At 45.4% G+C, this 15338-nt stretch carries 13 protein-coding genes and 5 tRNA genes; 1 reads left to right on the plus strand and 17 read right to left on the minus strand.

The annotated features are described in order from the left end of the window. Positions 1-41 precede the first annotated feature (41 nt). The gene (rpoB, locus tag AY605_RS02945) at positions 42-4130 is read right to left on the minus strand and encodes a DNA-directed RNA polymerase subunit beta (protein ID WP_064094971.1); all 4089 of its coding nucleotides are present in this window, start codon (positions 4128-4130) and stop codon (positions 42-44) included. Here rpoB and AY605_RS14985 point away from each other — a divergent pair. Then, positions 4124-4375: a hypothetical protein gene (locus AY605_RS14985; protein ID WP_064102178.1), complete on the plus strand. Its 252-nt coding sequence runs from the start codon at positions 4124-4126 to the stop codon at positions 4373-4375. The genes rpoB and AY605_RS14985 overlap by 7 nt on opposite strands. Before the next feature lie 62 nt (positions 4376-4437). Here AY605_RS14985 and rplL read toward each other — a convergent pair whose 3' ends face one another. The 16 genes from rplL to gspD form a co-directional block, all read right to left on the minus strand. Next, a complete protein-coding gene (gene rplL / locus AY605_RS02950) occupies positions 4438-4803 on the minus strand; it encodes a 50S ribosomal protein L7/L12 (RefSeq protein WP_064094972.1) in 366 nt (121 codons plus the stop codon). Positions 4804-4851: 48 nt separating this feature from the next. After that, the gene (gene rplJ / locus AY605_RS02955) at positions 4852-5358 is read right to left on the minus strand and encodes a 50S ribosomal protein L10 (protein ID WP_064094973.1); all 507 of its coding nucleotides are present in this window, start codon (positions 5356-5358) and stop codon (positions 4852-4854) included. 324 nt (positions 5359-5682) lie between these two features. Beyond that, positions 5683-6378 carry a 50S ribosomal protein L1 gene (gene rplA / locus AY605_RS02960; protein WP_064094974.1) on the minus strand — a complete coding sequence of 232 codons (696 nt, stop codon included), beginning with the start codon at positions 6376-6378 and terminating at the stop codon, positions 5683-5685. Between the two features lie 3 nt (positions 6379-6381). After that, positions 6382-6810, minus strand: a complete 429-nt coding sequence (gene rplK / locus AY605_RS02965) for a 50S ribosomal protein L11 (protein ID WP_004813566.1) — start codon at positions 6808-6810, stop codon at positions 6382-6384. A gap of 119 nt (positions 6811-6929) precedes the next feature. Next, positions 6930-7463 carry a transcription termination/antitermination protein NusG gene (gene nusG / locus AY605_RS02970; protein WP_064094975.1) on the minus strand — a complete coding sequence of 178 codons (534 nt, stop codon included), beginning with the start codon at positions 7461-7463 and terminating at the stop codon, positions 6930-6932. A gap of 7 nt (positions 7464-7470) precedes the next feature. Next, positions 7471-7911, minus strand: a complete 441-nt coding sequence (secE, locus tag AY605_RS02975) for a preprotein translocase subunit SecE (RefSeq protein ID WP_064094976.1) — start codon at positions 7909-7911, stop codon at positions 7471-7473. Between the two features lie 74 nt (positions 7912-7985). Next, positions 7986-8061: transfer RNA gene (locus tag AY605_RS02980), tRNA-Trp, on the minus strand. A gap of 52 nt (positions 8062-8113) precedes the next feature. After that, positions 8114-9304 carry an elongation factor Tu gene (gene tuf / locus AY605_RS02985; RefSeq protein WP_064094977.1) on the minus strand — a complete coding sequence of 397 codons (1191 nt, stop codon included), beginning with the start codon at positions 9302-9304 and terminating at the stop codon, positions 8114-8116. A 152-nt stretch (positions 9305-9456) separates the two neighbouring features. Next, positions 9457-9531 (minus strand) — tRNA-Thr (locus AY605_RS02990). Positions 9532-9548: 17 nt separating this feature from the next. Next, a tRNA-Gly gene (locus tag AY605_RS02995) sits at positions 9549-9624 on the minus strand. A gap of 38 nt (positions 9625-9662) precedes the next feature. Further along, a tRNA-Tyr gene (locus AY605_RS03000) sits at positions 9663-9746 on the minus strand. 56 nt (positions 9747-9802) lie between these two features. Then, positions 9803-9878 (minus strand) — tRNA-Thr (locus AY605_RS03005). A 98-nt stretch (positions 9879-9976) separates the two neighbouring features. After that, the gene (trpE, locus tag AY605_RS03010; protein WP_064094978.1) at positions 9977-11470 is read right to left on the minus strand and encodes an anthranilate synthase component I; all 1494 of its coding nucleotides are present in this window, start codon (positions 11468-11470) and stop codon (positions 9977-9979) included. Positions 11471-11578: 108 nt separating this feature from the next. Beyond that, positions 11579-12247 carry a phosphoglycolate phosphatase gene (locus AY605_RS03015; protein WP_064094979.1) on the minus strand — a complete coding sequence of 223 codons (669 nt, stop codon included), beginning with the start codon at positions 12245-12247 and terminating at the stop codon, positions 11579-11581. A gap of 78 nt (positions 12248-12325) precedes the next feature. After that, positions 12326-12985, minus strand: a complete 660-nt coding sequence (locus tag AY605_RS03020) for an FHA domain-containing protein (RefSeq protein WP_064094980.1) — start codon at positions 12983-12985, stop codon at positions 12326-12328. 62 nt (positions 12986-13047) lie between these two features. Then, positions 13048-15312, minus strand: coding sequence for a type II secretion system secretin GspD (gene gspD, locus AY605_RS03025; RefSeq protein ID WP_064094981.1), 2265 nt, complete (start codon positions 15310-15312; stop codon positions 13048-13050). Between the last annotated feature and the right edge of the window lie 26 nt (positions 15313-15338).

Consider the following 15338-nt stretch of genomic DNA (forward strand, 5'->3'; position numbering starts at 1 on the left):
CCCCCCCTTTATCAAGGGGGTTGGGGGGATTGGATGGTTACTTAGTCACCATTTTTCAGTTCAATGTTGATACCTAAAGAACGGATCTCTTTGGTCAATACGTTGAACGATTCAGGCATGCCCGGATCCATATAATGGTTGCCATCTACAATGTTCTTGTAGATACGGGTACGGCCTTCAACGTCATCCGATTTCACAGTCAGCATTTCTTGTAGCGTATATGCTGCACCGTAAGCTTCTAGTGCCCAGACTTCCATCTCACCGAAACGCTGACCACCGAATTGTGCTTTACCACCAAGCGGCTGTTGCGTTACTAGCGAGTAAGAACCAGTTGAACGCGCATGCATCTTATCATCAACCAAGTGGTTCAGTTTCAGCATGTACATATAACCGACAGTTACCGGACGGTCGAAACGTTCACCTGTACGACCATCATATAATACAGTCTGACCAGTACTAGATAGGCCTGCAAGTTGTAACAACTCTTTGATCTGACCCTCTTCAGCACCATCGAATACAGGCGTTGCCAAAGGCACACCAGCACGCAAGTTGCCAGAAAGTTTCAAGATTTCTTCGTCGGTCAAGCTATCAAGATCTTCTTGCTCGCCACCCACTTTGTTGTAAATCTTGTCTAGGAAATCACGAAGCTCAAGTACAGTACGTTGCTCTTTCATCATCTTGTCGATTTGATCGCCAAGACCTTTTGCAGCCATACCCAAGTGAGTTTCAAGAATCTGACCCACGTTCATACGCGATGGTACGCCCAGCGGGTTAAGCACGATATCAACAGGTACACCGTTGGCATCATGTGGCATGTCTTCTACCGGTAAGATGTTAGATACAACACCTTTGTTACCGTGACGACCCGCCATCTTATCACCCGGCTGGATGCGACGTTTTACAGCAAGATAAACTTTAACAACTTTCAATACGCCAGTAGTCAGTTCATCACCTGTAGAAAGTTTGCGTTTTTTCTCAGCAAATTTCTCGTCAATTTCAAAGCCCTTCTCTTTCAAGAACACTTGAATTTGCGTTAAACGTTCAGCAATTGCTTCATCAACTGGTTGAATTTCAAGAAGATCAACGAGCTCTAAACCAGACAACACGTCTTCAGACAATTTGTCGCCACGTTTAGTTGTACCGCCACCATTCGACTCTTGGCCGTTGAGTAGACGGATCACACGTTCACGTGCAGCTTCTTCGAAGATTTTGAACTCTTCTTTCAAGTCTTTACGGTATGCATCAAGCTGTGCTTTTTCAATTGCTTGAGCACGTTCGTCTTTTTCAAGACCGTCACGTGTAAACACTTGAACGTCAATCACAGTACCTTTCGTACCCGATGGAACGCGTAAAGATGAGTCTTTTACGTCAGCCGCTTTTTCACCGAAGATTGCACGTAGCAATTTTTCTTCCGGAGTAAGCTGCGTTTCACCTTTAGGTGTCACTTTACCAACCAGGATGTCACCGGCAGTTACTTCAGCACCGATGTAAACGATACCTGACTCGTCCAGTTTAGACAGAGCAGCTTCACCTACGTTCGGAATATCCGCAGTGATTTCTTCCGCACCCAGTTTGGTATCACGTGCAACACATGACAATTCCTGGATATGAATAGACGTTAAACGGTCTTCTTGAAGTACACGCTCAGATAACAAGATCGAGTCTTCGTAGTTGTAACCATTCCAGGTCATGAACGCAACGCGCATGTTCTGGCCCAGTGCCAGCTCACCGCCATCTGTTGATGGACCATCAGCAAGCACATCGCCACGACCTACTTTATCGCCCATGTTCACAAGAACTTTCTGGTTGATACAAGTGTTCTGGTTCGAACGGGTGTACTTGATCAGGTTGTAGATATCTACACCTGCTTCACCTGCGATCATTTCGTCTTCATTCACACGAATAACCACACGTGACGCATCTACATATTCGATACGACCACCACGTTTCGCGATCACACATACACCAGAGTCATGTGCTACGTTCGCTTCCATACCTGTACCAACAAGCGGCTTGTCAGCGATCAACGTCGGAACTGCCTGACGTTGCATGTTTGAACCCATCAATGCACGGTTGGCATCATCGTGTTCTAGGAATGGAATCAGTGAGGCTGCTACAGAGACTACCTGCTGAGCAGATACATCCATATGCGTTACTTTTTCAGGAGGCATACGTACGAAGTCACCTTGATGACGTACAGATACGAATTCTTCAGTTAAATGACCATCTTTATCAATTGCAGAATCGGCCTGTGCAATCACAGTACCCACTTCTTCAATAGCAGATAAGTATTCAACTTCGTCTGTTACACGACCATCAACCACTTTACGATACGGTGTTTCCAGGAAACCGAACTCGTTCGCTTTAGCATATACAGAAAGCGAGTTGATCAAACCAATGTTTGGACCTTCCGGTGTTTCAATTGGACAAACACGGCCATAGTGAGTTTGATGTACGTCACGTACTTCAAAGCCTGCACGCTCACGTGTCAAACCACCCGGACCAAGCGCTGATACACGACGTTTGTGTGTAATTTCAGACAACGGGTTGTTTTGGTCCATGAACTGGGACAACTGGCTTGAACCAAAGAATTCTTTGATTGCAGCAGCCACTGGCTTCGCGTTGATCAAATCCTGCGGAGACAGGTTATCAGTTTCAGCTTGTGACAGACGCTCTTTAACAGCACGTTCTACACGAACCAGACCCACACGGAATTGGTTTTCTGTCATTTCACCAACAGAACGAACACGACGGTTACCCAAGTGGTCGATATCGTCGACTTCACCTTTACCGTTACGGATTTCAACTAATGTTTTCAGTACATCAGTGATATCCTCATTCGAGAGAATACCTTCAACTTCACGTGACTTCTGGTCTGTACCCACTTCGTAAGGACGACCCAAACGACGGTTGAACTTCATACGACCCACTGGAGACAGGTCATAACGCTCAGAAGAGAAGAACAAGTTGTTAAACAGGTTTTCAGCAGCTTCTTTGGTTGGTGGCTCGCCCGGACGCATAACCTTGTAGATTTCTACCAATGCTTCTTCACGGCTTGTAGTCGTATCTGCACGTAGAGAATCTGCAATGAATGAACCGCGGTCGATATCATTGGTGAACAGAATATTGAACTGCTTCACGCCGCCTTCTGCAATTTTCACCATAATTTCATGGCTTAATACAGTATTGGCTGCAATCACATCACCATCTTTTAATGGGATGTCTTCAGCAGTAATACGCTCATATAGGTACTCATCAGGTACTGCAAGTTTTTCAAGACCCGAAGCTTCCATTTGACGTACATGACGCGCATTGATACGTTTACCTTGCTCAACAATTGCCTTGCCATCCTTGTCCAGGATGTCAAACTGTGCCATTTCGCCACGCAGACGTTCAGGCACCAGGTCAATCTGGTAGCTACCCATGTCAAGATACACAGGTACTTTCTCGTAGAACATATCGAGAATGTTTTCGTTACTATAACCCAAGGCACGAAGTACTACAGTCGCAAGTAATTTACGACGACGGTCAATACGTACATAAACCAGGTCTTTCGCATCGAATTCAAAGTCTAACCATGAACCACGGTAAGGAATGATACGTGCTGAATAAAGAACTTTACCACTTGAGTGAGTCTTGCCCTTATCGTGGTCAAAGAATACGCCTGGTGAACGGTGTAATTGTGACACGATCACACGCTCGGTACCGTTAATCACAAAGGTACCGTTATCCGTCATCAATGGCATTTCGCCCATATAGACTTCTTGTTCACGTACGTCTTTAATTGACTTCGTTTCACGATCTTTCAGGATCAAACGAATTTTTACACGCATTGGTGCTGCATAAGTTGAGCCACGAAGGATACATTCGCGTACATCAAACTCAGGCTTACCAAGACTATACTCAACAAATTCTAAAGCAGCATTGCCAGAATAACTTTCAATAGGAAAAACTGAACGAAATGCGGCTTGGAGACCGATATCTTCGCGGTTTTTTGGTGATTTGCCATCTTGTAAGAATGTTCTGTACGAGTCGACTTGAATCGCGAGCAAGTACGGAGCATCCATGACGCTAGGCAATTTACCAAAATTCTTACGGATCCGTTTCTTTTCGGTATATGAGTATGCCATCTGGAGTCCTCGGAAAGTGTAAACCAAGCCCGCCTGCAGAACGGGCTCAGAAGGAATTACGCTGGCCGATATGGCCACCACTCTTTACAAATGCTGCAATTTTTAGTGGTATTAAAACGCTTATCAATATTTTTTTAATGAAAAATATTGGTAAGCGTTTGTTCATTATGTTTATTTTTAATTTGTATGAATTTTATATCATGCAAACAAAAATCGAGCCGATTATTGTAACGCAAAAAGGCTGATGACCCAAGAGCCATCAGCCAATTTTTGGAGCCGATTATAAAAAAACCGGCTCCCGGCAAAATTACTTAACAGTAATTGTTGCACCAGAAGTTTCAAGCTTAGCTTTAAGTTCTTCAGCTTCTTCTTTAGAAACGCCTTCTTTAAGGATCGCTGGAGCGCCTTCAACCATATCTTTAGCTTCTTTTAAGCCAAGACCAGTTACTTCACGAACTGCTTTAATTACAGCAACTTTGTTCGCGCCGAATGAAGTCAACTCAACGTTGAATTCAGATTGCTCTTCAGCGGCAGCAGCAGCAGGACCAGCAGCTACAGCTACAGCAGCAGCAGAAACGTTGAATTTCTCTTCAAAAGCAGAAATAAGTTCAACAAGTTCAAGAACAGTTTTTTCAGCAACTGCGTTTAGGATTTCTTCGTTTGTTAAAGCCATGAGAGTAACTCCAAATGGGTATTGAATGATGTGTGTGTAAGTTTGAGCTTATGCAGCTTCTGAACCGTTTTTCTCTTGAAGCGCTGTAAGCAAGCGACCCAATTTCGAAATAGGTGCTTGAAGTACATTTGCAAGCATAGTAAGTGCTTTCTCTTGGTTCGGAAGGTTCGCGATAACGCTAACTTCAGCACCTTGATACACTTTGCCATCAAATGCAGCAGCTTTAAGTTCAAATGCTTTATTAGTTTTCGCAAATTCTTCGAACACACGAGCAGCAGCGCCCATGTCGTCTTCAGAAGTCGAGAAAGCTAAGATTGTTGGGCCAACAAGGTTGTCGTTCAAGATATTGAATGGAGTATCTTGAAGAGCGCGTTTAGCCAAAGTATTACGCACGATACGTGTGTGAACACCTAGTTTACGAGCTTCAACACGAAGAGCAGTCAATTGCTCAACAGTTAAACCTTGGTAGTCAGCAACAACAGCAGCAAATGCAGTAGAAGCAACTTCAGTTACTTCAGCTACGATCTGTTTTTTGCCTTCGATAAGAAGAGCCATTGTAAAACCTCCTAATGGTGATTTATGTACTTACGCGAAGTACACTCCCAATTCGCGAGACCATCACTGGACTCACACGCGGAGGATGAACAAATCACACCACCGCGTCTACGCAGGCTGAGCTATTAAGAGCGAAGCATAAAACTCCCCTCGCCTGCGGTCTTTGACGCTGATAAATTTTCATTTATCAATTCAAAGTTTGCCTAAATTATCCCCTCTCCTTATAGGAGAGGGCTAGGGAGAGGTTTAACCCTCTTCCCGACCTTCTCCCAGAGGGAGAAGGAGACATCTTCAGGGCTTTAAAATTCTGTAATAAGTCGAGACTTACTTAGATACGTTTGCTACATCAACGATCAAACCAGGACCCATAGTTGAGCTCAAAGTGATCTTTTGAATGTATACGCCTTTAGAAGTAGCAGGCTTTAACTTTTTCAAGTCAGCCACAAGTGCTTCAACGTTTTGACGAACAGCTTCAGCAGTAAAACCTACTTGACCGATCGCAGCGTGGATGATACCCGCTTTGTCTACACGGTAACGTGCTTGACCAGCTTTTGCATTTTTAACTGCAGTTGCTACGTCAGGAGTTACAGTACCCACTTTAGGGTTTGGCATTAAGCCACGTGGACCAAGGATTGTACCAAGTTTACCTACAACGCGCATTGCATCTGGAGCAGCAATTACAACATCAAAGTCAAGGTTACCCGCTTGGATGCTTTCAGCAAGATCGTCGAAACCAACAACATCTGCGCCTTCAGCTTTAGCAGCTTCAGCAGCAGCGCCTTGAGCGAATACAGCTACACGTACAGTTTTACCAGTACCTGCAGGAAGTGTAGTCGCGCCACGAACAACTTGGTCAGATTTACGAGGATCAACACCCAGATTTACCGCGATGTCTAGAGACTCTTTGAATTTAGGAGCTGGAAGGCTCTCTAAAACTGCAACAGCTTCTTCTAGTGTGTAAACTTTGTGCGCTTCTACAGCAGACGCAATCGCTTTTTGACGTTTAGTTAATTTAGCCATGTCTTAAAGCTCCACTTCCAAGCCCATAGAACGTGCAGAACCAGCAATGGTACGCACACGCGCGTCTAAGTCAGCACCAGTTAAATCTGGTTCTTTAGTAGTCGCGATCTCTTCTAACTGAGCACGAGTCAACTTACCAACTTTAGTTTTGTTAGGTACAGCTGAACCCTTTTGAATACCAGCAGCTTTCTTAAGAAGAATAGCAGCAGGTGGAGTTTTCATGATGAATGTGAACGACTTGTCGTTGTACACAGTGATCACGACTGGAATTGGCAGACCAGCTTCAAGTTTTTGTGTAGCAGCATTGAATTCTTTACAGAATGCCATGATGTTCACACCACGTTGACCTAGTGCAGGACCAATCGGTGGAGATGGATTCGCTTTACCAGCTGGAACTTGCAGCTTGATATAGCCGTCAATCTTCTTAGCCATTTCAAATTACCTCTGGGTGCAAACGCCGGTGAAGGCTCCCCAATGATTTCAAGTAACGATACCGTTACAACAACAATGCCTGACTTATAAATAAGCCAGGCGTTTTCAACCCATACAAATTAGACTGATTTTTCGACTTGGCGAAATTCCAATTCAACTTGAGTTGGTCGGTTAAATACATTAATTGTCAGCGTTAAGCGTGACTTTTCGTACTGAACCTCTTCCACCACACCTTTAAAGTCTGTGAATGGACCGTCAATAACGAGTAATTCTTCGCCTGGTTCAAACATCGTCTTAGGACGAGGTGCTTCACCAGTATTGCGTACACGCGCAAGAATCGCATCTGCTTCTTTTTGCGTAATCGGTGCCGGTTTTTCAGCCGTCCCACCAATAAAGCCTAAAACTTTTGGACATTCTTTAACAATGTGCCAAGTATCATCGTTCATTTCCATTTCGACTAGAACATAGCCAGGAAAGAACTTACGCTCTGATTTACGCTTTTTGCCATCCTTCATTTCCACCACTTCTTCGGTAGGAACCAGGACTTCACCAAAGCTATCGGCTACAGCGCTACGCTGGATTCGATCATTAAGCGAACGCATCACTTGTTTTTCATAGCCCGAATAGGCATGAATAATGTACCAACGTTTCATAGCTCTCTTACCCGATAATAAACTTGATTAACCAGCCTAAAATATAATCAAAACACCACAGTAATATAGATGCAATGACAACAACGACAAGGACATGCCAAGATGTGGTCATGGTCTCTTGTTTAGTAGGCCAGGTCACTCGACGTAACTCGATTCGCGCGTCTTTCAGCAAGCGAATAAAGCCTTTGCCTTGATGGGTGGCGTATAATAAACCGAATGCCGCAACGATACAAGCCAAAATCACCCCAACGCGCACCCAAATATCATTTGCGGGTGCCCAGTACGCTGGTAAATATTGGTTTACCATCATTGCACCCACCAATAAAATCAAGGCGATAACCCATAGAATTATGTCTAATGGAGAACCAGAATTTACATCTACTGCAGGATTATTTCTTTGAGGAATTGCCGCTTCGCCTAATGCGTCGCGTGATTTTTCATTCGACATTTTTGTACTCGTCGTAGGTTTCGCGACTTATTATATGACCAATTTTGCCGACATCAAGCGTCTTTTTAAAAACTTGGCAGGTCAGGAGGGACTCGAACCCCCAACATTCGGTTTTGGAGACCGACGCTCTACCAATTGAACTACTGACCTGCAAAACAACAAGTTGGAGCCTAAACCCCAACTCGCCTGTCTTATTCTATGATTATGCAGTTACTTTAGCAACTACACCAGCACCAACTGTACGACCGCCTTCACGGATCGCAAAACGTAGACCTGGGTCCATTGCGATCGGGTGAATTAGCTCTACTGACATCTCAACGTTGTCACCAGGCATAACCATTTCCACGCCTTCTTTAAGCGAGATCGCACCAGTTACGTCCGTAGTACGGAAGTAGAACTGTGGACGGTAGCCGTTAAGGAATGGAGTGTGACGACCACCTTCTTCTTTAGAAAGTACGTATACTTCCGCATCGAATTTAGTATGTGGCTTGATCGCACCTGGTTTAGTCAATACTTGACCACGCTGTACGTCTTCACGCTTAGTACCACGAAGAAGAACACCACAGTTCTCGCCCGCACGACCTTCGTCTAGAAGTTTACGGAACATTTCAACGCCAGTAACAGTCGTTGTTTGTGTATCACGGATACCAACGATTTCAACTGATTCGCCTACTTTAACGATACCAGTCTCTACACGGCCAGTTACTACTGTACCACGACCAGAGATTGAGAATACGTCTTCAATCGGCATAAGGAACGGAAGGTCAATTGCACGCTCTGGCTCTGGGATGTAAGAGTCAAGAGCTTCAACAAGCGCAACTACCGCTGGCTCGCCGTATTGGCTGTCATCACCGTTAAGTGCAAGAAGAGCAGAACCACGGATCACTGGAGTGTCATCACCGGGGAAGTCATAAGTAGAAAGAAGTTCACGAACTTCCATTTCAACCAGCTCAAGAAGCTCTTCGTCGTCTACAAGGTCGCATTTGTTCAAGAATACAACGATGTAAGGTACGCCTACCTGACGAGAAAGAAGGATGTGTTCACGAGTTTGTGGCATTGGACCATCAGTCGCAGCACATACAAGGATCGCGCCGTCCATCTGAGCAGCACCAGTAATCATGTTTTTAACATAATCGGCGTGGCCCGGGCAGTCTACGTGAGCGTAGTGACGAGTTGGAGAATCGTATTCTACGTGAGAAGTATTGATGGTAATACCACGTGCTTTTTCTTCTGGTGCAGAGTCAATTGCAGCGTAGTCTTTCGCTTCGCCACCGAATTTCTTCGCACATACAGTTGCAATCGCAGCTGTTAAAGTTGTTTTACCATGGTCAACGTGACCAATTGTGCCCACGTTAACGTGTGGCTTATTACGTTCAAACTTAGCCTTAGCCATGTTAATCTTCCTCGTTTACGTCGAACACAATTCTGAGTAAAACCCAGCTCCGACATATCGTTTAAAAAAACCGAACATCAAATACTTGAAAAGCAGACTAAATAGCCTGCTTTTTGGAATTTCTTTGCAACTAGAGTTGCTAAACTGTAATCTGGAGCTCTTATCGAGATTTGAACTCGAGACCTCTCCCTTACCAAGGGAGTGCTCTACCACTGAGCTATAAGAGCAAATATTAGTACTTCAATGGAGCGGGAGACGAGGGTCGAACTCGCGACATGTAGCTTGGAAGGCTACCGCTCTACCAACTGAGCTACTCCCGCACGATGTTGGTACAAACCACTTATTGAAGTCTTAAAATTGGTGGTGAGGGAAGGATTCGAACCTTCGAAACTTTCGTAGCGGAGTTACAGTCCGCCCCCTTTGACCGCTCGGGAACCTCACCATTTTTTACACTTACATCAGTGCTGTTCTTTACTTTACACTACCAAACTTCTAAGATGGTGCCGGCACACGGATTCGAACTGTGGACCTACTGATTACAAGTCAGTTGCTCTACCAACTGAGCTATGCCGGCGTTTCTTAGTGTTTCGTACGTTTCGTATCGGAACGGTGTGCAGTTTAGCAAAACTCAGAAACCATGCAAGTGTTTTTTTCAAAAAAAACCTCAAAAACTCATAAAATCAAACCATTTGATGATAATTCAACCGCTTTGATCACTGCGCGAGCTTTTATTTGGGTTTCATTCCACTCTGATTCAGGATTTGAGTCGGCAACCAGCCCTGCTCCGGCTTGTACATAGACCTTATTTTCGCGAATGACACAGGTACGAATTGCAATCGACATGTCCATTTCACCATGCCAGCCTAAATAACCAACAGCACCACCAAAAATTCCACGTTTTACCGGCTCAACTTCGTCAATAATTTCCATGGCACGGATTTTTGGCGCGCCTGAAAGTGTGCCTGCGGGAAAAGTTGCCTTAAAAACATCCAGAGCATCAACATCATCACGTACTTCACCCTGGACATTGGAGACAATATGCATCACATGTGAATAACGCTCGATCACCATTTGATCAGTGACTTGCACTTTACCGATTTTAGCAATGCGTCCCACATCATTACGTCCCAGATCAATCAGCATGACATGTTCAGCAATTTCTTTTTCGTCAGAGAGTAAGTCCTGCTCAAGCGCCAGATCTTCTTCTTTGGTTTTGCCGCGTGGACGGGTACCTGCAAGCGGTCGTACGGTGGCAATTCCATTTTCCAAACGGGACAGAATTTCCGGTGAAGAACCGACAATATGGAACGGCGTGTTATTTTCTAAAGTCCGGCCTTGCACCAGAAACAAGTATGGTGATGGATTAAGATGACGTAGTGCACGATATACCTGCAGTGGCTCACCATCAAAATCAGAGACCATCCGGTGACCAGGAACGACCTGCATCACATCGCCAGCACGAATGTACTCTTTGACTTTTTCTACCGAGGCAATGAAGTTGTCATGTCCAGTGAGAGACTCAAAATGCGGCGGGGTATGTTTTTCTGCTTTCAGGCTAACCGGCGTTGCCAGAATATGCTCCAAGTCATCGAGCTGCTGCTGTGCCTTCTGATATGCTCCAGAATCAGCGGCATCGGCATGCACAATCAGAAACAAGGTGTCTTTCAAGTTATCAAACACGATGACTGTTTTAGACAGCATCATCCAGATATCAGGTAATCCGACCGGATCAGCTTCAGGGACATTTTTTAACTTCGGCTCAATATAGCGCACGGCATCATAGCCAAAGTAACCTACCAACCCGCCAGTAAAACTCGGCAAGTCCGGCAATTCTGCCTGGATAGGCACCTTAAATTGCGCCTGAAAGTCACGGATATATTGAAATGGGTCAGCACAGTGCTGTTTTTCAATCGAAGCATCTGCGTGCTGTACCGTCAGTTCACCGGCATTGCAGGAAAATACGGTAGATTCACCTAGTCCAATAATTGAATAGCGCGCCCAGTTCTCTCCACCTTCTACGGATTCAAATAAATAAGCCTGCTGATGCTGCTTAAGGCGTGCAAAAATAGAAAGTGGTGTATCGGTATCTGCCAGACGCTGACGGTAAACAGGAATGAGATTATAGCCTTGTGCAGCAAGTTGCTGGAATTGTGCTTGAGTGGTCATGCGGTTTTTCTCTTTAAATTAGGGTTACTCAGTATGTAAATAGAATTGAACTGAGCGACGCCATCGAAAAACCTTACAACTATTCATTTTCTTTCCTTAGTACGCGTATTAGGCAAGTAATTCTCTAAGATCATCCACAATCTGCTGCGGCTGACAATCTGCAATATTTTCACCATGATTATAGCCATAGCTGACCACAACACAATCAATCCCGGCGCGGCGTGCGGCTTCAACATCATTGGAAGAATCGCCAATGAGTAACACCTGTTCGTTGTTTACGCCATAATGTTCAACACAGTGCAGCAACTGACGTGGGTGTGGCTTACGTTCAGTAAAACGGTCGCCACCAATGGTATCGGCAAAATAATGGGCCATATCCAAGGTATCCAAAATACTACGGGCAGGAAGTTCAGGCTTGTTAGTGACACAAATCAGGGTTTTACCTTGGGCTTTGGCCCAATCCAGAAATTTCAGGACTCCTGGAAAAGGAACGGTATCTACACAGGGATCAACATTATAGATATCCAGAAAGGTGCTTAAGAGCTCCTGATGCTGTGCCGGCGTAACTTCGCCCACCAGATGCTGGAGTACACTTTCACAAAATATCGAGGTGCCCTTGCCCACCCAGGTCCGCACCTGCCCTTCGGTCACCAGCGGCAATTGCAGCACGTTCAGGCTCATATTCATGGCGCGATACAGATCATGAGCTGAATCCACCAGGGTACCATCCAGATCGAACAAGATCAGTTCACGCTTTTCTAATTGTGCAATAGACATCCCGACCCTCTTTTATAATGTGCGCAGCCACAAAAAAGGCATGCGCTATGCATGCCTTGATTGTAACCAATCATCAGCTTATTTGAACAACAACCAAGCCATAATTGCCAAAATAATCAGCACAATCACTGAAATCAAACCAACAGATACATTTTTCTGGGTTTCTTTTTCCTGTTCTACACGTGATACAGGCTGCTCAACCGGAACTGGCGCTGGCTCAGGTTTTACTGCACTAATATCTACGTTTTCTGGAATAGGTGCCGGTTTTGGAATACCAACACTGGTTGGCATACCGTCACGGGTCAACTGTACCGAAGCATCACGCTGTTTCAGTTCCGGCATTCCCTGATCATTCATTTTCTGGGCAGGTGTAGGCTCCGCCACTTCAACCTGATCCACAACTTTTTCTGCTGTTGCTTCAATTTCTGCTGGAACCTCTACCGCAGCCACAGGTGCCAGTACCGAAAATTTCAAGCTGGCGAACTGAACAATGTCATCCTGCTTTAATAAGGTTGCCTGTTCAATCTGTACATCATTAACAAAAGTACCGTTGGATGAACCCAAATCCTGTACCCAGAGCGCACCATCTTTCAGTAAAAATGCCGCATGTTTGCGGGAGATTTCCGCAGCCTGCAATACGATATCTGCTGCCTGATGACGTCCTACCACCATGTCACGGTCAATGCTAATTTCCTGTCCTGTTAAGTCGCCTGTAATTGCGTGTATTTTCCAAGTCATGAAAGTTACTTCTCTGTTCTCTTTGACATTATCATAACATGCTGTCTACAAATGAGAATGTCTTAGCTTTTTGGTCTAAGTGTAGTTGTTGTAACGGTATTTTTACTTTTTTCCACCTGCTGGACGGGCTGTACTACTTGACGCTGAATCACAGGCTCAATCGCAACCGGCGTGACGATCACATCAGCTGGCTGCACCTGAACAGGAGCTGTCGGCACAGTTTGATAGGTTGAATTTTGTAGTGGCGTTTTGGATACTGGAATTCGCTGCTGATACACATCTTCAACACTTTCTGGCAATTTGGCAAAGTTTCCATTTGAGTCTAATGCAAGTTGCAGACTATATAACTGGCTATAGCGTTGCTGGGTCAGTCTGTGCACTGCATTTTTATCGCCCACGATAGTTGGATGGATAAAGATCAGCAGGTTACGCTTCTGGTTAGATTGACCTTCCGAACGGAACAAACGTCCAATTCCGGGAATCGCACCCAGACCAGGTACGGCCTGACGGCCATAGCGGGTATTGTCCGAAATCAGCCCGCCAAGAACAATCGTTTGTCCATGTTCAGCCAGAATCGAGGTTTTAATTGCACGCTTGCTCGTCACCAGATCCTGTGCCTGTCCTTTACTACTCTTGACATCAGACACTTCCTGTTCGACTTCCAGACGTACCGTGCCATCTTCACCAATATGCGGAACTACCTTTAAAGTGACACCGACATCTTTACGTTCAATAGTGGTATAAGGATTGACCACACCGCCAACCCCTGTGGACACTGAGCCGGTGACAAAAGGTACGTTTTCACCCACCACAATATAGGCTTCTTCATTGTCCATGGTCACAATGGAAGGTGTAGATAACAGATTAGACTTGGTACTTTCTTTCAAGGCCTGAATAATCGCTCCATACAGACGGCGCGAACCATCACTGCCTTCACGATAATCACCCAGTACCAGTGAACTGCCCGCTCCGATTGAACTTAATGCACCCGCACCGCCACCCGTCAGATAACCGGCCGCAATATTTTTCAGGCTAGTCCCAAAATTATCAAAATTAACCAGGCCAACACCACTGCTGATATCACCCAAAGCCCACTGTACCCCAAGCTGATCGGCATCGGTGCCTTCAATTTCAATAATGGCCGCTTCAATCAGTACCTGTTGACGGCGGATATCGAGCTGATTAATCGCCGATTCAATTTCCCGCATCAGTTGTGGATCGGCTTTCACCACCAGAGAATTTTGGGTCGCATCAGCAATAATACTTACCCCATTGGCATTAAAGCTGCTAATCCCACCCTGTTCATTATTCATGCCTGAATTCAGCTGAATCCCTGAAGAAGAAGTAGGGTTTCCCGTATTATTCCCGCTATTGCTATTATTTAAATCACTGCTGGAGCTGAGTAAAGACGAGCTTGATGAGGTCGTACCCGAATTTGAATTACTGCTCACCGCCTGTCCGGTCACCAGTCCCTGCAAGATTTCTGCAAGATTCTTGGAACTGGCATATTTCAGACGAAAAACCTTTAAGCCACCTAAACGGTCTGCAGCCGGGACATCCAGGGTTTCAATAATCTGCCGCACCCGCTTACGTGTGGTGGGATCGCCCTTGATGATGATCCGGTTGGTACGTATATCAGCAATCACCCGTACCCGTGAGCCCTGGACATCCTTGGCCGCACCAGTTGACGTCATGGACTCAATCAGGCTAATCATTTCTTCTGCCTGACTGGACTGCAAAGTCACCGCTTCAATATCATTCTGGCCTGTACCATCCAGATTCCGGACTATAGTTTCCAGCTGGTAAATATTGCTGGCACGATCCGATACAATCAGGGCATTGGTACCCGGTACTGCAGCCAGATGGGCGAACTGCGGCATCAGGGGACGCAGTGCCGGAATCAGGTCATTCGGATTGGTATTTTCCAGCCAGAGCACCCGAGTCACAATCTGGTCACCCCGGGCACGGCTTCGGGGATCGTAGGGAATACCCGAGTTTTTAACATTACTGTCCGGAATCAGCTTGATGGTATTGCCGGAAGGAATCGCCACTATGCCATTGACATTCAACACGCCTAAAAACAGGTCATAGACTTCATTTTTATTCAGTGCTTTATTGGAAATGACCGTCACGTTGCCACGTACCCGTGGATCGACTGCGAAGTTCTTGCCAGTAATATCTGCCACTTCATTAATGAATGCAGCCAGGTCAGCATCCCGAAGGTTGATTTTCCAGGTTTGCGCATAAGCTGCCGTGCTGACTACAGCCATCAGTGGTGTCGCCACGCAGAAGACCCACGCTGATCGATTATTATTAAATAAAGCCATAAACTTATGTGTTTCCTAACCCTATA

Origin of the sequence: Acinetobacter sp. SFD, assembly GCF_001647575.1 — a bacterium.
Taxonomy (GTDB): domain Bacteria; phylum Pseudomonadota; class Gammaproteobacteria; order Pseudomonadales; family Moraxellaceae; genus Acinetobacter; species Acinetobacter pecorum.